The sequence below is a fragment of the Streptomyces sp. NPDC096193 genome, assembly GCF_040302905.1.
In the GTDB taxonomy this organism is placed as follows: domain Bacteria; phylum Actinomycetota; class Actinomycetes; order Streptomycetales; family Streptomycetaceae; genus Streptomyces.
In genome coordinates this window covers 18,434-39,827 of record NZ_JBEOSJ010000040.1, presented here as the reverse complement: position 1 = coordinate 39,827, position 21,394 = coordinate 18,434, and the positions used below count along the sequence as shown (strand labels likewise).

General features: G+C 69.8%; 21 protein-coding genes. 11 read left to right on the top strand and 10 right to left on the bottom strand.

Annotated features, from left to right (window positions below):
• Nucleotides 1-317: 317 nt before the first annotated feature.
• The 5 genes from ABTX78_RS34100 to ABTX78_RS34080 all read left to right on the top strand — a co-directional run bounded on the left by ABTX78_RS34100 (nucleotide 318) and on the right by ABTX78_RS34080 (nucleotide 2,714).
• Entirely contained in the window at nucleotides 318-893 is a 576-nt protein-coding gene (locus ABTX78_RS34100; RefSeq protein WP_352210658.1) for a hypothetical protein, read from the top strand.
• 121 nt (nucleotides 894-1,014) lie between these two features.
• Nucleotides 1,015-1,188, top strand: a complete 174-nt coding sequence (locus tag ABTX78_RS34095) for a hypothetical protein (protein WP_352210653.1) — start codon at nucleotides 1,015-1,017, stop codon at nucleotides 1,186-1,188.
• 118 nt (nucleotides 1,189-1,306) lie between these two features.
• Nucleotides 1,307-1,702, top strand: coding sequence for a BlaI/MecI/CopY family transcriptional regulator (locus ABTX78_RS34090; RefSeq protein WP_352210652.1), 396 nt, complete (start codon nucleotides 1,307-1,309; stop codon nucleotides 1,700-1,702).
• A 9-nt stretch (nucleotides 1,703-1,711) separates the two neighbouring features.
• A complete protein-coding gene (locus tag ABTX78_RS34085; protein WP_313944932.1) occupies nucleotides 1,712-2,233 on the top strand; it encodes an amino-acid N-acetyltransferase in 522 nt (173 codons plus the stop codon).
• A gap of 145 nt (nucleotides 2,234-2,378) precedes the next feature.
• Nucleotides 2,379-2,714, top strand: coding sequence for a histone-like nucleoid-structuring protein Lsr2 (locus tag ABTX78_RS34080; RefSeq protein ID WP_352210651.1), 336 nt, complete (start codon nucleotides 2,379-2,381; stop codon nucleotides 2,712-2,714).
• On the opposite strand, the gene ABTX78_RS34075 is transcribed toward ABTX78_RS34080, so the two are convergent.
• Nucleotides 2,693-3,283 (bottom strand): SCO3374 family protein, encoded by a 591-nt coding sequence (locus ABTX78_RS34075; RefSeq protein WP_352210650.1) that lies wholly within the window; start codon nucleotides 3,281-3,283, stop codon nucleotides 2,693-2,695. The genes ABTX78_RS34080 and ABTX78_RS34075 overlap by 22 nt on opposite strands.
• 431 nt (nucleotides 3,284-3,714) lie before the next feature.
• Here ABTX78_RS34075 and ABTX78_RS34070 point away from each other — a divergent pair, with 431 nt between their 5' ends.
• Entirely contained in the window at nucleotides 3,715-6,240 is a 2,526-nt protein-coding gene (locus ABTX78_RS34070; protein ID WP_352210649.1) for an ATP-dependent Clp protease ATP-binding subunit, read from the top strand.
• 102 nt (nucleotides 6,241-6,342) lie between these two features.
• On the opposite strand, the gene dacB is transcribed toward ABTX78_RS34070, so the two are convergent.
• Complete coding sequence (dacB, locus tag ABTX78_RS34065) at nucleotides 6,343-7,953, bottom strand: D-alanyl-D-alanine carboxypeptidase/D-alanyl-D-alanine endopeptidase (RefSeq protein ID WP_352210648.1); 1,611 nt, start codon at nucleotides 7,951-7,953, stop codon at nucleotides 6,343-6,345.
• A gap of 535 nt (nucleotides 7,954-8,488) precedes the next feature.
• On the opposite strand from dacB, the gene ABTX78_RS34060 reads away from it, so the two are divergent.
• Nucleotides 8,489-9,181: a M23 family metallopeptidase gene (locus ABTX78_RS34060; protein ID WP_352210647.1), complete on the top strand. Its 693-nt coding sequence runs from the start codon at nucleotides 8,489-8,491 to the stop codon at nucleotides 9,179-9,181.
• Between the two features lie 18 nt (nucleotides 9,182-9,199).
• Here the strand turns inward: ABTX78_RS34060 and ABTX78_RS34055 are convergent, their stop codons facing one another.
• Nucleotides 9,200-9,760 carry a TetR/AcrR family transcriptional regulator gene (locus ABTX78_RS34055; RefSeq protein ID WP_352210646.1) on the bottom strand — a complete coding sequence of 187 codons (561 nt, stop codon included), beginning with the start codon at nucleotides 9,758-9,760 and terminating at the stop codon, nucleotides 9,200-9,202.
• Between the two features lie 114 nt (nucleotides 9,761-9,874).
• On the opposite strand from ABTX78_RS34055, the gene ABTX78_RS34050 reads away from it, so the two are divergent.
• From ABTX78_RS34050 to ABTX78_RS34040, 3 genes are all read left to right on the top strand, one after another.
• Nucleotides 9,875-11,443 carry an MDR family MFS transporter gene (locus ABTX78_RS34050; protein ID WP_352210645.1) on the top strand — a complete coding sequence of 523 codons (1,569 nt, stop codon included), beginning with the start codon at nucleotides 9,875-9,877 and terminating at the stop codon, nucleotides 11,441-11,443.
• Nucleotides 11,444-11,634: 191 nt separating this feature from the next.
• Nucleotides 11,635-12,132, top strand: coding sequence for a helix-turn-helix transcriptional regulator (locus ABTX78_RS34045; RefSeq protein WP_352210657.1), 498 nt, complete (start codon nucleotides 11,635-11,637; stop codon nucleotides 12,130-12,132).
• A gap of 57 nt (nucleotides 12,133-12,189) precedes the next feature.
• A complete protein-coding gene (locus tag ABTX78_RS34040; RefSeq protein WP_352210644.1) occupies nucleotides 12,190-12,636 on the top strand; it encodes a VOC family protein in 447 nt (148 codons plus the stop codon).
• 62 nt (nucleotides 12,637-12,698) lie between these two features.
• Here the strand turns inward: ABTX78_RS34040 and cseC are convergent, their stop codons facing one another.
• The 5 genes from cseC to ABTX78_RS34015 all read right to left on the bottom strand — a co-directional run bounded on the left by cseC (nucleotide 12,699) and on the right by ABTX78_RS34015 (nucleotide 17,085).
• On the bottom strand, nucleotides 12,699-14,015 hold the full coding sequence (gene cseC / locus ABTX78_RS34035; RefSeq protein WP_352210643.1) for a two-component system sensor histidine kinase CseC: 1,317 nt from the start codon (nucleotides 14,013-14,015) through the stop codon (nucleotides 12,699-12,701).
• Entirely contained in the window at nucleotides 14,012-14,719 is a 708-nt protein-coding gene (cseB, locus tag ABTX78_RS34030) for a two-component system response regulator CseB (RefSeq protein ID WP_352210642.1), read from the bottom strand. Before cseB ends, cseC begins: the two co-directional genes overlap by 4 nt.
• Nucleotides 14,720-14,728: 9 nt before the next feature.
• The gene (locus ABTX78_RS34025; RefSeq protein WP_352210641.1) at nucleotides 14,729-15,400 is read right to left on the bottom strand and encodes a hypothetical protein; all 672 of its coding nucleotides are present in this window, start codon (nucleotides 15,398-15,400) and stop codon (nucleotides 14,729-14,731) included.
• Nucleotides 15,388-15,993, bottom strand: a complete 606-nt coding sequence (locus tag ABTX78_RS34020) for a SigE family RNA polymerase sigma factor (protein ID WP_352210640.1) — start codon at nucleotides 15,991-15,993, stop codon at nucleotides 15,388-15,390. The genes ABTX78_RS34025 and ABTX78_RS34020 overlap by 13 nt, the downstream gene beginning before the upstream one ends.
• Before the next feature lie 186 nt (nucleotides 15,994-16,179).
• Nucleotides 16,180-17,085 carry an iron-sulfur binding domain-containing protein gene (locus ABTX78_RS34015; RefSeq protein WP_352210639.1) on the bottom strand — a complete coding sequence of 302 codons (906 nt, stop codon included), beginning with the start codon at nucleotides 17,083-17,085 and terminating at the stop codon, nucleotides 16,180-16,182.
• 605 nt (nucleotides 17,086-17,690) lie between these two features.
• Between ABTX78_RS34015 and ABTX78_RS34010 the strand changes: the two genes are divergently transcribed.
• Entirely contained in the window at nucleotides 17,691-18,524 is an 834-nt protein-coding gene (locus ABTX78_RS34010) for a hypothetical protein (protein WP_352210638.1), read from the top strand.
• Nucleotides 18,525-18,618: 94 nt separating this feature from the next.
• On the opposite strand, the gene disA is transcribed toward ABTX78_RS34010, so the two are convergent.
• Entirely contained in the window at nucleotides 18,619-19,743 is a 1,125-nt protein-coding gene (gene disA, locus ABTX78_RS34005) for a DNA integrity scanning diadenylate cyclase DisA (RefSeq protein ID WP_313944917.1), read from the bottom strand.
• Between the two features lie 44 nt (nucleotides 19,744-19,787).
• Nucleotides 19,788-21,242, bottom strand: a complete 1,455-nt coding sequence (gene radA, locus ABTX78_RS34000) for a DNA repair protein RadA (protein ID WP_352210637.1) — start codon at nucleotides 21,240-21,242, stop codon at nucleotides 19,788-19,790.
• Between the last annotated feature and the right edge of the window lie 152 nt (nucleotides 21,243-21,394).

The window sequence follows — 21,394 nt, the reverse complement described above, 5'->3', positions numbered from 1 at the left end:
GGGGGGTCGCGGGAGGGCGGGGGGGGCCCGGGGGCGCAGGAGGGGGGTGTCCGGACGTCAAAGCTTCAGCAACTCGCGCGAAGCGCGGTGAGAAAGCAGTCCGGACACCCCCTCCGACGAACCCGGCCCCCGCACCCACCCACCCGCGGGAGCAGCCGTAGAGACAACAGGGCCGCACCCACCCACACCCGGACGCAGCAGCACGGGCGCACCCGCAGAATCAACAGGGGCACGCCCGGGTTGGGTGAATAAACCGATTTGAGCGATTTCGCACGTATCGTCGGTACATGCCCACGCCATACGGTTCCCGCGGCGGCATGGCCTTCAGCGCAGACGAGCTGCGTGTGCTCCGACGCGCCCTCGCCGTTGCCCTCCATCCCGTCCCCCTCCCCGACGAGGACGTCCAGGACTGCCTGCGTCTGGCCGACTCGGTGGACGAGGCATCCCGCGAGGCAGGCCGGCTGCGCGCCTTCCTCCTCGCCGACCTCGGCCGGTACCGCTCCGCGCTCCCCGGCACCGCGGCGAGCTATCTGGAACTTCTCCAGGACGCTCTGGCCACCGGCTACGACCCGCGTCCCGAGGACCTCGCCGCCCTGCGCACCCTGCGCGGCAACCCGGTCGGCGTGGCCGTGCTGCACCGCTGTCAGGCGCTCGCCGAGCAGTCCGTACGGGCCAGGCTGGCGGGACGAAGCACCCCCGCGCCGCGTACCCGTCTGCTCGCCCTCCCCGGCGGCCGTGCCTCGGGGGACGCGAAGCAGCAGCCACGGCCGGAGCCGAGGAAGCCGCAGCCCAGCAAGCCCGAGCCGGGGGAGCGCCCGGTGCCCAAGCCGTCCGAGGTGTTTCCGCCGCGCCGCCGGCCGATGCCCCCGCCGGAGCAGCTCGCGGCCGGCTGAGCGCTGTCCCGGTCGTCCTCCCCCGGGCGTATTCGGCGTTCCGGCAGGGCGGCGAGGTGCCGTAGCCGTCGTCGTGCGCCCGCTGGGGATGGCGGGACAGCCCTTGGCTACTCTGGGAGACATGGACTACGTATCCGCGCTTCTGCCCCCCGTGGTGATGGCCGTCTTCTTCACCGTCCTGGTCGTGACGATAGTCAAGAGCCAGGGCGGCCCGAACAAGGCCAAGGAGGACGCGATCGTGGACGCCGCGATCGCCCGCGCGGAGTCCACCCGACAGGCCGGCGGAGACGCCTGACCAGCCCGACGCGGCACCCGCGCACCCGCGCGACCAGGACGTACGGCAGAGCTCCAGCCGTACGTCCTTTTTGTACGTCATTACCGCTCATTCCTGCTTCTCCCACTATGGTGGCGATGTGCCCCGCCAATTGGGAGACCTGGAAGACGCCGTCATGTCACGCGTCTGGCAATGGAACCGGCCGGTCACCGTCCGGGAAGTCCTGGAAGACCTTCAGCAGGAACGGTCCATCGCCTACACGACCGTCATGACGGTAATGGACAATCTCCATCAGAAGGGCTGGGTCCGGAGGGAAGTCGAGGGCCGGGCCTATCGATATACGGCGGTCTCGACCAGAGCCGCCTACTCCGCCGCCCTGATGAACGAGGCGTGGTCGAAGAGCGACAACCCCGCGGCCGCACTTGTCGCCTTCTTCGGCATGATGTCGCCCGAGCAGCGGGACTCCCTGCAAGCCGCCGTCCGGATCGTTCAGGGCGACGAGGTCGCCGACGGCGGTACCTCCGAGGGGCGATAGCGTCATGACATGCCTTATGCCCCAGCAAATGCCATCACCGTCCGGCGGGCCAGGACGTCCGATGTGCCCGAGGTCCGCCGTCTCGTCGATCCGTACGTGAGTGAAGGCATCCTCCTCGACAAAGCGACGGTCACTCTTTACGAAGCCATCCAGGAGTTCTGGGTCGCCGAACACGACGAGGACGGCACCGTCGTCGGCTGTGGCGCGCTCCATGTGATGTGGGAAGACCTCGCGGAAGTCCGCACTCTCGCGGTGGACCCCGCACACAAGGGCGCCGGCATCGGGCATCTCGTGCTCGACAAGCTGTTGGACACGGCGCGCTGGCTGGGGGTGCGACGGGTTTTCTGTCTCACCTTCGAAGTGGACTTCTTCGGCAAGCACGGCTTCGTGGAGATCGGTGAGACTCCGGTCGACGGAGATGTCTACGCCGAGCTGCTGCGTTCCTATGACGAGGGTGTCGCCGAGTTCCTCGGGCTCGAACGAGTGAAGCCGAACACCTTGGGCAACAGCCGGATGCTTCTGCACCTGTGATCACCGGGAAGAGCCGGAACCCTATGTCCGAATCGCGCACGTTTCCCGCGTTCTCGAGGTTCTGAACCTCTGCCAAGGGTTTGTGTTTTCCAAGGAAAAGCGGTTTCCTTTCCGCGTACTGCATTTTTCGATGAAAGGAAATCCGGTGGCACAGAAGGTTCAGGTCCTTCTTGTCGACGACCTCGACGGCGGCGAGGCGGACGAGACCGTGACGTTTGCGCTGGACGGCAAGACCTACGAGATCGACCTCACCACCGCCAATGCGGACAAGCTCCGCGGCCTGCTGGAGCCCTACGCGAAGAACGGCCGGCGTACCGGCGGTCGCGCCGCTTCCACGCGGGGCAAGGGCCGTGCGGCCGCGAGCGGCAACAAGGACACGGCGGAAATCCGGGCCTGGGCCAAGGCGAACGGCTACGAGGTCAACGACCGCGGCCGGGTGCCCGCCACGGTCCGCGATGCCTACGAGAAGGCCAACGGCTGAGTAAACGGCCCTGCATTCACCCGCTGCGTATTCCTGCGCAGCAATCGGGCCCGGTGGCACTGCGTCGCCATCGTGTCCAGGAGCCGTACGAGATCGGGGCTGGAGCCCCGGCCGGTTCCCGTGCTGCGTCCGAAGGGCGCCAGTGCCGGAAGTGTCGGTTCCACCTCGCGCCCGGGCACGGGGGGCCGCAGCCACACGGCGGCCCCCCGCGAGCCGGGCCAACCGGGCGGCGGCGGGGCGGTCATCCGTCCTCCCGTGCCGGCGGCCGTGAGGTCCAGGGCGATTCCGCCCCATCCCAGCCAGTCGAGCAGTCCGGGCACCTCGTCCGCGCTCCCCGCTGCCACCAGCAGGCGCATCCTGTGCCCCATCAGGGCGACAGGGCTCGTCAGGTCCGTGCGGCGCAGGACTGCCGCCCCGGCGTCGGCCGGCAGTTCCAGCACGTCGAAGCGGAGCCCGGTGAGCAGCTGCACGGGGAAACAGCCCGCCGCGGCCCAGCCGAGTTCGGTCTCGTACCACTGGGCGCGGCCGTCGTCGGCGGGCGTGCGGGGGAGCGGGACAGTGAGGGCCATACCCCGGGAACTCCCGGGACGGCCCGGGAGTTACGCAGAGTGTGCGTGCGAATGCATCCGGTGGCGGGATCGGGGGCGTCCGGGCGCACTCGGGCGCGCAAGGTTGTTCGCCCGTAGCTGAGGGAATCGGTGCGCGCCGCATGGAGTGTCAGTGCTTGCGGGTAAGACATTCCTAGTGGGGAGGGGCGACACGCTCGTCAGGCCGTCTCACGTTCGCCATCGGCGTAGTCAAGGTGAGGGTATCTGCCTGGCCTGCGGGAACATCGTCTCGCACCATCGGGTTGGAGCAGTTGTCGGCGTTCAGGGGTCAGGAGGCCACTTACGGGTGTCGGCAGTTGGAATGAGCGGTCCCCGCTTGCGGGACTAAGCTGCGGAAGGACAGGGAGGGGACCGACCCCTTACTGCCTGACCGCTCTGAGGAGCGATTAACGATGTTCGAGAGGTTCACCGACCGCGCGCGGCGGGTTGTCGTCCTGGCTCAGGAAGAAGCCCGGATGCTCAACCACAACTACATCGGCACCGAGCACATCCTCCTGGGCCTTATCCACGAGGGTGAGGGTGTCGCCGCTAAGGCCCTGGAGAGCCTCGGGATTTCGCTCGAGGCGGTCCGCCAGCAGGTGGAGGAGATCATCGGCCAGGGCCAGCAGGCCCCGTCCGGGCACATCCCCTTCACTCCCCGTGCCAAGAAGGTCCTGGAGCTGTCGCTCCGCGAGGCTCTTCAGCTGGGCCACAACTACATCGGCACCGAGCACATCCTGCTCGGCCTGATCCGCGAGGGCGAGGGCGTCGCAGCCCAGGTCCTCGTGAAGCTGGGCGCCGATCTCAACCGGGTGCGGCAGCAGGTCATCCAGCTGCTCTCCGGATACCAGGGCAAGGAAGCCGCCACGGCAGGCGGCCCGGCCGAGGGCACCCCCTCGACCTCGCTCGTCCTGGACCAGTTCGGCCGGAATCTCACCCAGGCCGCTCGTGAGTCCAAGCTCGACCCGGTCATCGGGCGCGAGAAGGAGATCGAGCGGGTCATGCAGGTGCTGTCCCGCCGTACGAAGAACAACCCCGTGCTCATCGGCGAGCCCGGCGTCGGCAAGACGGCGGTCGTCGAGGGCCTGGCGCAGGCCATCGTCAAGGGCGAGGTGCCCGAGACCCTCAAGGACAAGCACCTCTACACCCTGGACCTGGGCGCGCTGGTCGCGGGCTCCCGGTACCGCGGTGACTTCGAGGAGCGTCTGAAGAAGGTCCTCAAGGAGATCCGCACCCGCGGCGACATCATCCTGTTCATCGACGAGCTCCACACCCTCGTGGGTGCGGGTGCCGCCGAGGGCGCGATCGACGCCGCCTCGATCCTCAAGCCGATGCTGGCGCGAGGCGAGCTGCAGACCATCGGCGCCACCACGCTGGACGAGTACCGCAAGCACCTGGAGAAGGACGCGGCCCTCGAGCGCCGCTTCCAGCCCATCCAGGTCGCGGAGCCGTCGCTGCCGCACACCATCGAGATCCTCAAGGGTCTGCGCGACCGGTACGAGGCCCACCACCGGGTCTCCATCACGGACGAGGCACTCGTCCAGGCCGCGACGCTGGCCGACCGGTACATCTCGGACCGCTTCCTGCCGGACAAGGCGATCGACCTGATCGACGAGGCCGGTTCCCGGATGCGCATCCGCCGGATGACCGCGCCGCCGGACCTCCGCGAGTTCGACGAGAAGATCGCGGGCGTGCGCCGTGACAAGGAGTCGGCGATCGACTCCCAGGACTTCGAGAAGGCGGCCTCTCTCCGCGACAAGGAGAAGCAGCTGCTCGCCGCGAAGGCCAAGCGCGAGAAGGAATGGAAGGCCGGCGACATGGACGTCGTCGCCGAGGTCGACGGCGAGCTCATCGCCGAGGTCCTCGCCACGGCGACCGGCATTCCCGTCTTCAAGCTCACCGAGGAGGAGTCCTCCCGCCTGCTGCGCATGGAGGACGAGCTCCACAAGCGCGTCATCGGTCAGAAGGACGCCATCAAGGCGCTCTCGCAGGCCATTCGCCGTACGCGAGCGGGTCTGAAGGACCCGAAGCGCCCCGGTGGCTCGTTCATCTTCGCCGGCCCGTCCGGTGTCGGTAAGACCGAGCTCTCCAAGACGCTCGCCGAATTCCTCTTCGGCGACGAGGACGCGCTGATCTCCCTCGACATGTCGGAGTTCAGCGAGAAGCACACGGTTTCGCGTCTCTTCGGTTCCCCGCCCGGATACGTGGGTTACGAAGAGGGCGGCCAGCTCACCGAGAAGGTGCGCCGGAAGCCGTTCTCCGTCGTCCTCTTCGACGAGGTCGAGAAGGCCCACCCCGATATCTTCAATTCCCTTCTGCAGATCCTGGAGGACGGTCGTCTGACCGACTCCCAGGGCCGCGTCGTGGACTTCAAGAACACGGTCATCATCATGACGACCAACCTCGGGACCCGGGACATCTCGAAGGGATTCAACCTGGGCTTCGCCGCGCAGGGCGACGTGAAGTCGAACTACGAGCGGATGAAGGCCAAGGTCAACGAAGAGCTGAAGCAGCACTTCCGGCCCGAGTTCCTCAACCGTGTCGACGACACGGTGGTCTTCCACCAGCTGACCGAGGAAGACATCATCCAGATCGTCGACCTCATGATCGCCAAGGTGGACGAGCGCCTGAAGGACCGCGACATGGGTCTGGAGCTCAGCCCCACGGCCAAGTCGCTGCTCGCCAAGAAGGGCTACGACCCGGTTCTGGGCGCCCGGCCGCTGCGCCGGACGATCCAGCGGGAGATCGAGGACATCCTCTCCGAGAAGATCCTCTTCGGTGAGCTGCGCCCCGGTCACATCGTGGTCGTGGACACCGAGGGCGAGGGTGAGGAGAAGAAGTTCACCTTCCGCGGCGAGGAGAAGTCGGCTCTGCCGGACGTCCCGCCGATCGAGCAGGCGGCAGGCGGCGCAGGCCCGAACCTGTCGAAGGACGCGTAAGCGCCCGAAGGCCTGACAGAGGGGCTGCCCCGGACCATTGCGGTCCGGGGCAGCCCCTTTTCTGTGCGTCGCCCCGGTGGCCGCCGCCCCGGGGCAGGGGTGTCAGCAGAGCGCCGGCTTCCGCCAGGAGCATTCGAGGTCGGCCGGTGCCTCCGAGGCGCGGCGCGGCTTCGGTGGTACGGCCGTGACCGTGTCCTCGGCCGTGTCGGACGTCGCCAGCGTCACCACGATCGCGTCCTCGATGCTCTTCACCGAGGACGCGAGGTAGTTGTTCAGCACGACGCTGTAGGTGAGCTCACGGCCCGCCGCGTCCTTCACATAGCCGGACAGCGCGGATGCCCCGGTGAGCGAGCCGGTCTTTCCGCGGGCGTTGAGCGCCGCGGCGGTGCCGCACATGCGGGTCCGCAGCGTTCCGCCGGTGAAGCGGTCCGGATGGCAGGCCACCGGCAGGGAGGCGTACCAGTCCGCGTACCAGGGGGCGTCGCGGACGGACAGGAGCAGAGCGGTCAGCTGCTCGGCCGGGAAGAGGTTCATCCGGGACAGGCCGGAGCCGTCGACCTGGCGCAGCTCCGCCGTATCGACGCCTTCCCTTTTCAGATAGCCGTCCACCGCTGCCAGGCCGGCTGCCCAGGTGCCGCGGCCGGACGTCTCCCGGCCCATCGTCTTGGTGAGCGTCTCGGCGTGCATGTTGTTGGACAGCTGCATGAACGGGACCATCAACTCCCGCAGCGGCATGGACCGGTGGGAGGCGAGTTCCTTCGCCCCGGCCGGTGTGGGCCGGCCCAGCCGGGGCGTTCCGACGACGCGGACACCGTGGCGGGCGAGCGCGTCGGAGAAGACCGCGGCCGCGTAGCCGGTCGGCTCCCAGACGGTGATCCACTCCTTGGTGGCCCCGGCCCCGACGGGGATGTTGCCGCTGACCGTGATCGTGTTGGTGCCGTGCTGCCGCTCGACGGCGAGGGTGTCCGGCTGCCCGGCGGGAACGGTGGTGCCGCGCACGTCGAGGCGTACGTAGTCCGTCGGCGGTGTCACCTTGACCCGGGGCCGGTCGCCCGGACGGGAGCCCGGCAGGGCCTCCACGATGACGGTGCCCGAGTCGTAGTCGGTGTCGGGGGCGACCGTGAGGGGTGAGATCTGCGCGGAGTAGTACGAGGATTCGTCGTCCGCCGCCCAGGAGCGTCCGAGCCGCTGGGTGTCGAAGCGGGTGTCGTCGGCGACGAGCCGTCCGGTGACGCGTCTGATGCCGGTCGCGGCGACATCGGCGGCGAGCCGGTCGTAGTCCTGCGCCAGGGCGGTGGGGTCGCCGCTGCCGCGCAGATACAGGTCTCCGCGGAGCGTGGAGCCGTACCGCGGGCCCTCCGCGAGCACGTCGGTGCGGTAGCGGTAGTCGGGCCCGAGCAGTGCCATCGCGGCGACGGAGGTGGCGAGTTTGGTGTTGGACGCGGGCATCAGGCGGTCCGCGCCGGTGCGCTGGTAGAGCCGCTCGCCGGTGGTGGCGTCGGCGATGACCACGCTCGCGGCGCCGCCGTCCATCCGGGGGTCGGCGAGGATCGTGTCGATGGCCCCCTTGAGGCCGTCGTCCGAGGGCCCGGCTCCGGCGGGCGCGCTCCAGGTGAGTGTGGACGTGAGGATGCAGGCGAGCCCGATGACGACGGGCCGGATCCGGGCGCGGCGCTGTCCGCGGCGGTTCGAGCGAATCACGGGTCTACTCATGGCACAGGAGCATCCCGGAGGAGGCCTCGCGCGGGAAGGACGCCGAGGGGTCCGGTGAGCCCTGTCTCCAGGGGCGTTTTATGGGCGAAACGGGCATACGGGACACGGGTGTTGGTGTGGCCTGGGCAACATCCGAGGGCCCTGGGGAGCCCCTCGCCCGTGACAAGGCACACAGGCCCATCCGGCTCTACTAGCCGGAATAGGAGCATCTCGCACCGTCGGTGTGGGCCCTTCGGTCCTGGTGGCGGGGGGACCTTCGGCCCATCGATGGACGAATGGGGTGGATCCGGGCCGTATGGAGGCCCTGGTCCGCCCGTACGTGCGGTTAAACGCGCTTTCGAGGGGATATCTCCCAGGTTTTCGAGGTGCTTCTCGATCATGGACGAGAGGTGTCAAGAGTCCGATTCCGGAGGTGGGAGCTACGACGCAATGTCGTAGATGGGGGGTTTGATGATGGATGGGCGCTTCGGCTACCAATGTGGAGCCAGCCCGGTGCGAGCGTGCCGGGTCCATTCATGCCCGGAGGTTCTCCCGTATGTCGAAGCGCATCAACCACCGTCTCCGCCCGTCCGTGCTCCGTACCCGTGGCACCGTCGTCGCCGCCGGACTCGGCGCCGTGATGGTCGTCGGAGCCGGTGCGGGTGTCGCCTCCGCGACTGCGGGCACCACTGCGGCCGCGGACCCCGCGACCGCCGTGGCCGCGCAGGCCGACGCCCAGGCGAAGGCCGCTGTGAACGCGAAGGCCGTCCAGGCCAAGGCCGCGAAGGCCGCTGCGGCGAAGGCCGCCAAGGCGAAGGCCGCGAAGAAGGTCGGCTGGGTCAAGCCCGTCAGCAAGTACACGCTGAGCGCGAGCTTCAACCAGGGCGGCGCCATGTGGGCGCACAAGCACTCCGGCCAGGACTTCGCCGTCCCGGTCGGCACCACGGTCAAGGCCGCGCACGCCGGTACCGTCGTGAAGGCCGGCCCGAACGGCGGCGGCGACGGCTCCGCGTACGGCAACGCCATCGTGATCAAGCACGCCAACGGCAAGTACTCGCAGTACGCGCACCTGTCGAAGATCAATGTGGGTGTCGGTTCGCACGTGAAGACCGGCCAGGCCATAGCCAAGTCCGGCAACACCGGAAACTCCTCCGGCCCGCACCTGCACTTCGAGATCCGTACGACCCCGAACTACGGCTCGGCGCTCAACCCGGCCTCGTTCCTGCGCAGCGTGGGTGTCACCTTCTGACATCCGCTCCGCGGTACGTCACCCGGTGACGCGGTGGGCCTGGCTCACCAGATCGATCGCGACCTCCAGGACAGCCTCGCGCTTGTCCTCGGGGTCGCCTTCGATCGTCTGGAGGAAGAACATCCCCGCGTGCATCGTGAAGAGCGCGCTCGCGCAGCGGACCTGGTCCGGCAGCGGGGCGCCCGGCTCCTTGATCAGGTCCAGCAGTCCGAGCATGCGCTTCTTGAAGGTCTCGCCGATGCTCAGCTCGCGGACCGTTGCCTGGTTCTCCTGCATGAAGCGGAACAGGGGGGCGGCCTGGGTGAGGGCCGCGCTGTAGCGGCGCAGCAACTCCTTCTTGGTGGCGAGCGTCTTCGGCTCCGCCTGCGCCCACTCCACGACCTCGTCGATCGGCCTCGTCAGATCCTCGAAGAGGCTGATGACGATGTCTTCCTTGGTCTTGAAGTGGTAGTACAGCGCCGCCTTGGTGACATCGAGGCGCTCGGCGATCTCGCGCAGCGAGGTCTTCTCGTAACCGTGCTCGGCGAAGAGTTCGAGCGCGACGTCCTGGATGCGCTGGCGTGTGTTGCCTCTGGCCATGGTCTCTCCCCAAGAACGCTCAAACTTACTTGACGCCCGGCTAGTGCGAGGTCTACCTTCCCCAGTGTAGTCAGCTAGCCGGGCGGCAAGTAAGTGCGTGGGGGAGTGGAACCGATGGACACCAGCAAACGGGATCCCGAGGACAGCGAGGGGCGGGTCGCGAAGGAGCCGCGCAGTGTACGGGTCGTGATCTTCGCGCTCATGATCGCGATGCTGCTGGCCATGCTCGACAACATGATCGTCGGCACCGCGATGCCGACGATAGTCGGCGACCTCGGCGGTCTGGAGCATCTCTCCTGGGTCGTCACCGCCTACACGCTGGCCACCGCGGCCTCGACCCCGATCTGGGGCAAGCTCGGCGACCTGTACGGGCGCAAGAACATCTTCCTGCTGGCGATCGTGATCTTCCTGATCGGATCCGTGCTGAGCGGCATGGCTCAGGACATGGGCCAGCTGATCGGCTTCCGGGCCGTCCAGGGCCTCGGCGCCGGCGGTCTGATGGTCGGCGTCATGGCGATCATCGGTGACCTCGTCCCGCCCCGGGAGCGCGGCAAGTACCAGGGCATGATGGCCGGTGTCATGGCCGTGGCCATGATCGGCGGACCGCTGGTCGGCGGCACGATCACCGACCACCTCGGCTGGCGCTGGTCCTTCTACATCAACCTCCCGCTCGGCGCCGTCGCGCTGGCCATGGTCACCGCCGTCCTCCACCTGCCGAAGCGCGAGCGCACCAAGCCGCGCATCGACTACCTGGGCGCGGCCCTGCTGACGGTCGGCATCACCTCGATCGTGCTGGTCACGACCTGGGGCGGTACGGAGTACGCCTGGGACTCCGCCGTGATCATGGAGCTCATCGCGATCGGCGTGGCCTCGCTCACCGGCTTCTTCTTCGTCGAGACCAAGGCCGCCGAGCCGATCATGCCGCTGCACATCTTCCACAGCCGTAACTTCACGCTGATGTCGGTGATCGGCTTCATCGCCGGATTCGTCATGTTCGGCGCGGTCCTCTTCCTGCCGCTGTACCAGCAGTCCGTCCAGGGCGCCTCGGCGACCAACTCCGGCCTGCTGCTCCTGCCCATGCTGATGTCCATGCTGGTCGTCTCGATGATCGCGGGGCGGGTGACCACCAACACCGGCCGGTACCGCGTCTTCCCGATCATCGGCGCCGGACTGATGGCGACCGGCCTGTTCCTGCTCGCGCAGATGGACACCGAGACCTCACGTCTCGCCTCGGGCGTCTACATGGCCGTCCTCGGCGCCGGTATGGGCTTCCTGATGCAGATCACCATGCTGGTCGCGCAGAACAGCGTCGAGCTCAAGGACATGGGCGTCGCCTCCTCCGCGGCCACCCTCTTCCGCACGCTCGGCAGCTCCTTCGGCGTCGCGATCATGGGCGCCCTGTTCACGAGCCGGGTGAACCACGAGATGTCCGCCGGCGGCAACGCGGACCTCACCGAGCACTCCGCCCAGCTCGACGCGGCCGGCCTGGCCAAGCTGCCGGACGCGCTCCGCGAGGCGTACGAGTCCGCGGTGGCGTCCGGGACGCACGGCGCGTTCCTCCTGGGAGCGTCGGTCGCCGTGCTCGCCTTCGTCGCCGCCTTCTTCGTCAAGGAGGTGCCGCTGCGCGGTGCCGCCCCCTCGCAGGACCCGGCGCCGCAGGACAAGGTCGCGGAGAGCGTTTGACCGCGATCGGCCCGGCGCGGCTCCGAGGCTCCGAGGCTCCGCAGAGCCTCTGCCCGGCTCACGGCCCCCGGTGTGCACACACCGGGGGCCGTTTGTCAGTGGCGCGTGCCAGCATCGGGGGTGTGGACAGCACCACCGCGGCGCCGGCGCGCCTTGCCCATCTGCGGCAGCTGCGCCTCGCCAAGGACGCCATGGACCGCGACTGGGCCGAGCCGCTCGACCTGGACGCGGTGGCCGCGCATGCCGGGTATTCGCGCTATCACTTCGTCCGCGCCTTCAAGGCGGTGTACGGACAGACGCCCGGCCAGTATCTGTCCCGCCGGCGCATAGACCGCGCCGAGGAGTTGCTGCGCTCGGCGAACCTCTCCGTCACCGAGATCTGCACGCTCGTCGGCTTCAGCAGCCTGGGCACCTTCTCGACCCGGTTCAAGAAGCAGACCGGGCTGAGTCCGAGCGACTACCGCGCCAAGCACGTCGGCCGCGGAGCCGCACTGATCCCCGGGTGCTACGCCCTGCTGTACGCGGGCGGCTTCCCCGGCAGGAAGGCCGAGACCGGGCAGGACGAAGACGCCGCCGGGCCCGGCGGTGATTCCGGCGGCCAGGACAGCGGCTCCGGCTCCGACGCCAAGTCCGCCGGCGGCTTCCGCGACGACTCCCGCGAGCTGCGCAATTCTGAAGAAGCCCCCTGACCGGGCCGCTGTCTACGGTGACAGGGCAAGCACGAAGCACCCCCCGAGGAGCACCTCATGATCAAAGGTCTCGCCATTTCCACCGTCTGGGTCCTGGACCAGGACCGGGCGAAGGAGTTCTACACCGAGAAGCTGGGCCTGGAGGTCCGCACGGACATGACGATGGGCGAGGGCGGGATGCGCTGGCTGACGGTCGGCGCGAAGGATCAGCCGGACGTGGAGCTGACCCTGATGGTCCCGGACCCGTCGACGATGGACCCGGAGGCGGCCGAGGCGCTGAAGACGCTGGTCTCCAAGGGGGTCATGGGCGCGGGCGTGCTGGCCACGGACGACATCCACGGGGACTACGAGAAGCTGAAGGAGCGGGGCGTGGAGTTCCTCCAGGCTCCGCAGGAGCGGCCGTACGGCATCGAGGCGATCCTGCGCGACGACTCGGGGAACTGGTACTCCTTCACCCAGCGGCGCGAGGGTCCACTCGATTTCGACAAGGACTGGTCCTGCTAGGAGGCTCCCTGCGGCCTCGGGGGACCCCCACTCACTGATCTCGCCGATCCGAACGACGGGCCCTAGTCGTCGAGCAGCATCGGGAAGCTGCCCGTGCTCGTCGGCGCGTGCTCGGGCAGCCACAGCACCGCGATCGCGCCGCCCGATTCCCCGAGAGGCGTGGCACCCCCCGGAGCCGCGTTGCGGAAGGTGAGCCGGGCTCCCAGGACCCGCGCCTGGCCCGCCGCGATCGTCAGGCCCAGCCCGTGGCCCGTACCGGCGCGGTCGCTCGCGCCGGTGCGGAAGCGGCTCGGGCCCTCGCGCAGCAGCGCCTCGGGGAATCCGGGGCCGTGGTCGCGTACGCGCACGACCCGGCCCTCGACGGTGACCTCGATCGGCGCCTTGCCGTACTTGGCCGCGTTGGTCAGCAGATTGAGGAGGATGCGTTCGAGCCGCCGCGGATCGGTGCTCACCCATGACTCGTGGACGATCCGTACGACCACATCGGGATTGAGCGCGGCGATGCGGCGGCCGACGAACTCGCCGAGGGCTATCTCCTGGAGCTCGGCACGCTCCGAGGCGCTGTCGAGCCTCGCCACCTCCAGGACGTCCTCGACCAGCGTCCGCATCGCCTGCGCCCGGTCCCGTACGAGCTCGGTGGGGCGGCCGGGCGGCAGCAGCTCCGCCGCCGTCAGCAGCCCGGTCACCGGGGTGCGCAGCTCGTGCGCGATGTCGGCGGTGACACGGCGCTCGGCCTCGATGCGTGCGTTCAGCGCGTCGGTGAGAGCGTCGACGGCACGGGCGAGCGAGTCGGTCTCGTCGCGTACGAGACCGCCGATCGCGTCCCGGACGCGGACGTCCGTGTTGCCCTGGGCGACCGTACGGGCCGCCGCCGCGGCCTTGCGGAGCCGCCGCGAGAGCTGCCCGCCGATCAGGACGCCCAGCGCGCAGCCGCCGAAGACCACCGAGACCGAGCCGATGATCAGGGCCCGGTCCAGGTCCTTCATCACGGTGGCGCTGCGCCCGGCGAACTGTGAGTGGAGGGAGAGCACGTCGCCGTTGGAGAGCGGAACGGCCGCCCAGATCTCCGGCGGCCCGTCGTGGTGGTCCTGCACATAACTGCCGCGGCGCTTCTCGCGCATCAGCTTCTGGAGCGCCTTGGGCAGTGCGGGGTCGTTGATCTTGGTATTGAAGCGCGGGTCCTTGTTCTTGGACGTCTCGTACCAGCGCTGGGCCAGCAGGACCCGGTCCATCTGCACATCGCGCGCGTTGTCCAGCATCGAGACGCGGGCGGCGTTGTGCACGACGAGACTCAGGGCCATGGCGATGAGCGCGCCGACGGCGGCGATCGCGATGCTGATCTTCCAGCGGACGCCGGTGCGCACGGCGAAACGCTTCATGCCTTGAGCTTGTAGCCGAAGCCGCGGACCGTTTCGATCCGGTCCTGCCCGATCTTGGTCCGCAGGCGCTGGACATGGACGTCGACCACGCGGGTGTCACCGCCCCAGCCGTAGTCCCAGACGCGTTCGAGCAGCTTGTCGCGGGAGAGCACCGTGCCCGGCGCGGACGAGAACTCCAGCAGCAGCCGCATCTCCGTCGGTGTCAGCGCCACGGGCTCGTCGGCCTTCCGCACCTCCATGCCCTCGGTGTCGATCACCAGCTCGCCGAAGGTCAGCACCGTGCCCCGGCTGTCCTGGCCGCCGGGCGCGAGTTCGCCGCCCGCCGCGCCACCGGCGTGACCGAAGCGGCGCAGCACCGCGCGGATCCTGGCGACCAGCACCGCGCCGTCGAACGGCTTGGTGACGTAGTCGTCGGCGCCCGCCTCCAGCCCCAGCACCACGTCGATCGAGTCCGCCCGCGCCGACAGCATGATCACCGGGACGGTCGACTCGTCGCGGATGCGCCGGCACAGGCTCACCCCGTCGAGACCCGGCACCATGACGTCGAGCAGCGCGATGTCAGGGCGGTTCGCGCGGAAGGCTTCGAGTCCGAGCAGTCCGTCGGGCATGGCGGTGACGACGAAGCCGTCGCGCTCCAGGGCCAGCTGGGTGGCCTCACGGATGACGTCGTCGTCCTCGACGAAGAGGACATGGGTGTCGGCCATCCGCTGCTCTCAGTTCCCGTCCTGTTGCGGCGCCTCGGAGGCGACCACGTCGCCCTCACCCACCGCTCTGCTGAATTCGTTGCGTACCCAGTACTGCTGGGTGAACTTGCCGCTCGTCCAGTGGTACGTCGTGATCTCCTCGCCGGACGGCTCGTCCACCGGATCACCCCCCGCGTACACCTGCTTGGTCACGACCAGGTCGCCCCGGTCGATCGCGGAGTACACCGCGGGCTCTTCGGCCGCGAAGACATTCTCGTACCTGCTGCCGTTGTCGCGGTACACGTACGTGCCCATGCCCACCGCGTCGCCGCAGGTCATCACATTGACGACGACATCGGGCACGGTGCCGCCGGTCAGGTTCCCGTACGAGGTGTCCACCGGGTACGAGTCGCGGCTGCAGGGCTTGAGGTCGGCCTTCACCCGCTCGCTGACCTTCGGGTCGCTCTTGATCAGCTCCACCGCGTCCACGGTCTTGGCGAACCGCTTCTCGCCCGTCGTGGGGGCGCCTGCGGACGGGGTGGCCTTGGCGACGGCGTCCGCGTGTGCCGCGCCCTCGTCCTGCACCCCGGTGCCGCCGGTGGAGCACGCGACGGTGAACAGGCCGACGGCGGCGAGCCCGGCAATCGCCGTGCCGCTCGCCGCCAGTGATGCCCTGCCGCCCCTGGATGTCAGGCCGCGCACCTCTCCTGCCCCCGATCTCCCCCGTGGCCCTTCGGGCGCGGGAGATGCTTCACCTGCTCACCATCACGCCGCAGTTCGCCGCGCTCCAGAGCGCGCGCGTCCAGGTCCCGGCTCTCCAGCTCCTGACGGAGGCGGGCCAGTGCCCGGTGCAGCGTGCTCTTCACGGTACCTGCCGACATCCCCAGGGCGGCAGCCGTCTCCTCGGTGCTCATCTGCTCCCAGTGTCGCAGCACCACGACGCTGCGCTGCTTGGGAGCCAGCACCTTCAGGACGTCCATCAGCAGGGCGCGGTCGGCGCGCTGCTCGCTGCCGTCCTCGACGCTGGCGTCGGGCAGCTGCTCGGTGGGCACTTCTTCGAGACGGCGGGCCCGCCACCACTCGGTCCGTGTGTTGATCATGACGCGGCGGAGGTAGGCGTCGGCCAGCGACTTGTCGGCGATGCCGTCCCAGCGGCCGTAGGTGCGGGCCAGGGCGGTCTGCAGCAGGTCCTGGGCGTCGATCGGGTCGGGCACGAGACGCCGGGCACTGCGCAGCAGAGCCTCCTGCCGTGTGCGTACGTACTCTTCGAATTCGAGCACCTCGCCGTGCGCCATTCCAACCGCCTCCGTCCCCGTGACAAGCAACCGCGTTCCGTTACGTCACAGAAGCTACGGAGCCGTTGTCACGGGCCTGTGCGGAGCAGCCGTCGGACGGCGCACGGCCATCCATCGGTTGTGTAACAGCCGATGTTTCAGGTCCGGTTCGGGTGGGAAAAGACCCGCGCCAGGCCGACCGGTGCATCAACCCGGCAGTCGGTACGTACCGTCGTCCAGCGGCTCGACGAGCCCGTCGGCGACGAGTCCGTCCAGGGCGCGAGCCCGCTGCACGGGCTCGTGCCAGACCGCGTCCAGCGCCGACTGGGGCACCGGCGTCAGCGCCTCCCGGAGGACGGCGAGGAGCCTGCCGCGCACCTGACGGTCGGTGCCCGCATAGGTCTGGCCCCGACGGGCCGCACCTTCGTGTGCGGGCTTGCCGGCCAGCCGCCAGGCGCACTGTCCGGCGATCGGGCAGCGGGAGCAGTCCTCGTTCCGCGCGGTGCACACCAGCGCGCCGAGCTCCATGGAGGCCGCCGCCCACCGGGCCGCCCTCCTCTCGTCGTCGGGCAGCAGCGCGCGGGCCAGCTTGCGCTCGGCCGCGGTGGTCGCCGTCGGCGGGTACTGGACGCCGGTCGCCGCCCGCGCGAAGACCCGGCGCACATTGGTGTCGAGGACGGCGTGGCGCTGGCCGTAGGCGAAGGAGGCCACCGCGGCCGCCGTGTACTCCCCGATGCCCGGAAGCGAGAGCAGCTGGCCGTGGTCGCTCGGCACATCGCCGCCGTGCCGCTCCGCTATCGCCTGCGCGGCTCCGTGCAGCCGCAGCGCGCGCCGCGGGTAGCCGAGCCGGCCCCAGGCACGAACGGCCTCGCCGGGCGCCTCGGCCGCGAGGTCGGCGGGCCGGGGCCAGCGGGCCATCCACTGTTCGTACACGGGCAGGACCCGGCTGACCGGAGTCTGCTGGAGCATGAACTCGCTCACCATCACGCCCCAGGCGCCCGCGTCGGGGCGGCGCCAGGGCAGATCACGGGCGTGCTCGTCGAACCAGTCGATGACGGGGGAGTGGAGGGACGCCGCGTCGGCGCGGGCGGAGTGTGTGGTGGTGTCAGTCATGGCACTCCGATCCTGGCACGTCCGGGCGGACGGAGGGCGCATCCTCCGGTGGCCCGGCGCGGGGGCGGTTTGTGGTGCCGGCGGACGGGGCGGGTGTCGGGGCTCCCGGGAGGCGGGTTCTCCGGGCCGGACCCGGGGACGGGTCTCCAGGTCCGGTCACCGCTGCCGCCTGGCCACGGGCGCCCGGACCGGGCACCGTTTCCGCGCGGGGTGTCCGGACCTCCGGCGGCCGGTCGCTGCTCACCGCGGGGCACCGTCGGGCCGTGACGACGACGACCGAGCCGCGCGATGGCGAGGACGGGCCTCTCCGCGGCACACGTCAACTCCCGCTGCAGGCAAGCCGCCGGACGACGGCCGGAGGCGGCAAGCGGATCAGCACCCTTGCCAGAGTCCCGAGTTGACCGAGAGAAGCCGGCCCGCTCCGGCCGACGATCACGCAGCGTGCGGTTTCCGGCAGGATTGATCACCCGCTGCTACCGCCCCGAGTGCGGCCGACGCCTTCGGGCCGCGCCATGACGTCCGGCCGTGATGATGATCCGCAGAACTTGCAAGTAGAGCGGCGGGTGGGACGGGAGTTGGCCCGGATCTCTCGTAGAGTTTGGGTCGTGGGATCTCTGCGCAATCCGATCGGGCCACTCCCCTCCTCCATCTACTGGCGACGGAGGGCAGTCGCGCTGTCGTTGGTCGCGCTGCTCCTGCTCCTGGTCGTATGGGCCATGACGTCGGGCGGAGGCGGCGGAGACCACGACGACGGTGCCAACGGCGGTCCCTCGCCCGCGACTTCGATCACTCCGGGGCCCACGTCCTCGGGTCCCGCGATCAGCGAACAGCCCGGTGGCCGGGACACGGGCGGAACCGGTGAGAGCAACGGCGGTGCCGGAACCGGCGGTTCGGGTGCAACCGGCGGAGCGGGCACCGACGGTGGCGCGGGAACCGGCGGAGGCGGCGCCGCGGGTGGCGCCGGTGCCGGTGGCGCGGGTGGTGCCGGTGGAGCCGCGGGCGGCTCGGCGGGCCAGCAGGTGCCGGCCGGTTCGACTCTGCCCAACTGCACTCCGGGCGCACTGAAGTTGACCCTGCGCAGCCTCAAGGTTTCGTACGAGCCGGGAGAGAAGCCCACATTCCAGCTGGTCGCCTCCAACTCCTCTTCAGCGACGTGCAAGGCGGACTTCGGACCCCGGGCGGCGGTGCTGACCGTCACCGACAGCGATGACGACGCGGTGTGGTCGTCCAAGGACTGTCCCTCGGGTGCGGGCAGTGTGCTGCTGAGGGTGCCGGCGGGTCAGACGATCACGTACACCGTGCATTGGGACCGCAGGCAGAGCGAGCCGCAGTGCGCCACACCGCGGCCGGGGGCCGCGCCCGCGGGCACGTACCTGGTGGAGGCGAAGTTCCCGGGCGTGAGCGTGTTGCCGGCGTCGTTCCGTCTGGAGAAGGACTGAAGCCTGCCGTTCGGCTCAGGCCGAACGACAGGCTTCGGAGGAAGCGCGAGCCGGCTTCGACGTCCGGCCCAGGGCCTCTCGTGTGGCTCCGGCCCTAGACGTACCGCTCGAGGATCGAGGACTCCGCGAGCCGCGACAGCCCCTCGCGGACGCTGCGGGCGCGCGCCTCGCCCACACCGTCGACCGTCTGAAGATCGTCGACGCTCGCGGCGAGCAGCTTCTGCAGTCCGCCGAAGTGCTCCACCAGCCGCTCGATGATCGCGCCCGGCAGCCTCGGCACCTTCGCCAGCAGTCGGTAGCCGCGCGGGGAGACCGCGGAGTCGAGGGTCTCGGGCGAGCCGCTGTAGCCCAACGCCCTTGCCACTATGGGTAGTTCCAGTAGTTCCGTGTGGGTCAGGGAGTCCAGCTCGAAGAGGGCCTCGTCGACCGTACGGGACCGCTTCGCGGTGGGCTCGGGCACATAGTCACGCACGACCAGCTCGCGCTCGGGTTCGACGCCCGCGATCAACTCGTCCAGCTGGAGGGAGAGCAGTCGTCCGTCGGTGCCCAACTCGACCACGTACTCGGCGATCTCGGTGGCGATCCGGCGCACCATCTCCAGACGCTGGGCCACGGCCGTGACGTCCCGGACCGTCACCAGGTCCTCGATCTCCAGCGCGGAGAGCGTGCCCGCGACCTCGTCGAGCCGGAGCTTGTAGCGCTCCAGGGTCGCGAGGGCCTGGTTCGCGCGGGACAGGATCGCGGCCGACTCCTCAAGGACCCGGCGCTCCCCGTCCACGTACAGCGCGATGAGACGCATGGACTGCGACACGGACACGACGGGGAAGCCGCACTGGCGCGACACCCGGTCCGCCGTGCGGTGGCGGGTGCCCGTCTCCTCGGTGGGGATGGACGCGTCCGGGACCAGTTGCACACCGGCCCGCAGGATCTTGGTGATGTCCTTGTCGAGGATCAGCGCGCCGTCCAGCTTGCACAGCTCGCGCAACCGGGTCGCGGTGAATTCGACATCCAGCACGAAACCGCCGGTGCACATCGATTCGACCGTTTTGTCCATGCCGAGGACGATCAGGCCGCCGGTGTTGCCGCGGAGGATCCGCTCCAGGCCGTCACGCAGGGCCTGGCCGGGCGCCACCGCGCTCAGGGCGGCGCGGATCAGTGCTTCGTTGCCGGAGCCTCCGCCGGACTTTCCGGGTGCTGCTGCCCGGTCGTTGGCTGCCACTGCACTCCTCCGGCTCGTACGGATGGGCGAGACCAGGGCAAAGTCTACCGGCGCGTGTCGTCGTCCCGTGGGGCCTCCGCACGCTCTTTGCGCGGTGCCGTGACCGGAGCCCCCTCCGAAGCCCTCTGCCGCCCGCGCGGCAGGACCCGCAGAGCGTCTCCCACATCGGCCACTTCCGTCACCTTCATGCCCGGCGGCACCTTGCCCGGGTCGGACGGGACGAGAGCGTGCGTGAAGCCGAGACGATGGGCCTCGGAGAGCCGGCGCTGCACGCCCGTGACGCGTCTCACCTCGCCGGCGAGGCCGACCTCGCCGATCGCGACCAGATTCTTCGGCAGCGGGGTGTCGCTGGCGGCGGAGGCCAGCGCGAGCGCGATCGCCAGGTCCGCCGCGGGCTCCGAGAGCTTCACACCGCCGACCGTCGCGCTGTAGATGTCGCGCTTGCCCAGAGCGGTGATGCGGCCGCGCTGCTCCAGGACGGCGAGCATCATCGAGACCCGGGAGGTCTCCAGTCCCGAGGTCGTGCGCCGGGGGGAGGGGATCTGCGAGTCGACGGTGAGCGCCTGCACCTCGGCGACGAGCGGGCGCCGGCCCTCCAGGGTGACCGTCAGACAGGTGCCTGGGACGGGCGCGTCCCGGCGGGTGAGGAAGAGACCCGACGGATCGGCGAGTCCGGTGATGCCCTCGTCGTGCAGCTCGAAGCAGCCGACTTCGTCCGTCGCTCCGTAGCGGTTCTTGACCCCTCGTACGAGACGCAGCCGCGCATGCCGGTCGCCCTCGAAGGACAGCACGACGTCGACGAGATGCTCCAGCAGCCGCGGTCCGGCGATCGCGCCGTCCTTGGTGACATGGCCCACCAGGATCGTGGACATCCCGCGCTCCTTGGACGCACGGATCAGCGCTCCGGCGACCTCGCGGACCTGGGCCATGCCGCCGGGCGCTCCGTCGATCTCGGGGGAGGCGACCGTCTGCACGGAGTCGAGGACCAGCAGCGACGGCTTGACCGCGTCCAAGTGGCCGAGAACGGCGGACAGATCGGTCTCGGCGGCCAGATAGAGGTGGTCGTGCAGGGCGCCGATGCGGTCGGCGCGCAGCCGGACCTGGCTCGCCGACTCCTCGCCCGTCACATACAGGGTCCGGTGCTCGTCGCTCGCGGCCTTGGCGGCGACGTCCAGCAGCAGGGTGGACTTGCCGACGCCCGGCTCGCCGGCGAGGAGCACGACGGCGCCGGGCACCAGCCCGCCGCCGAGCACCCGGTCGAGCTCGTCCACCCCGGTGGAACGGGCCGTCGCCTGACGTCCGTCGACCTGGCCGATGGGCAGCGCGGCGGTGGAGACGCGGCCGGCGGCGGTGGTGCGGACGGCGGGTGCGCCGTACTCCTCGACCGTGCCCCAGGCCTGGCATTCGGGGCAGCGGCCGAGCCACTTGGCGGTCGTCCAGCCGCACTCGGTGCAGCGGTAGGACGGCCGGTCCTTCGCGGATTTCGTACGGGCAGCCATGCGGTGAACCGTAGCGGGGGCCACTGACAACGAGGTCACCGCCGTCCCCGGAGGGCTGCCGCGCACCGGGCGCGAACGGCCGCGCGGACAGTGGCGGAAGGGGCATCGGCACACGCACGTCCGGCCGGGGATGAATAAACGATTCCTGTCCC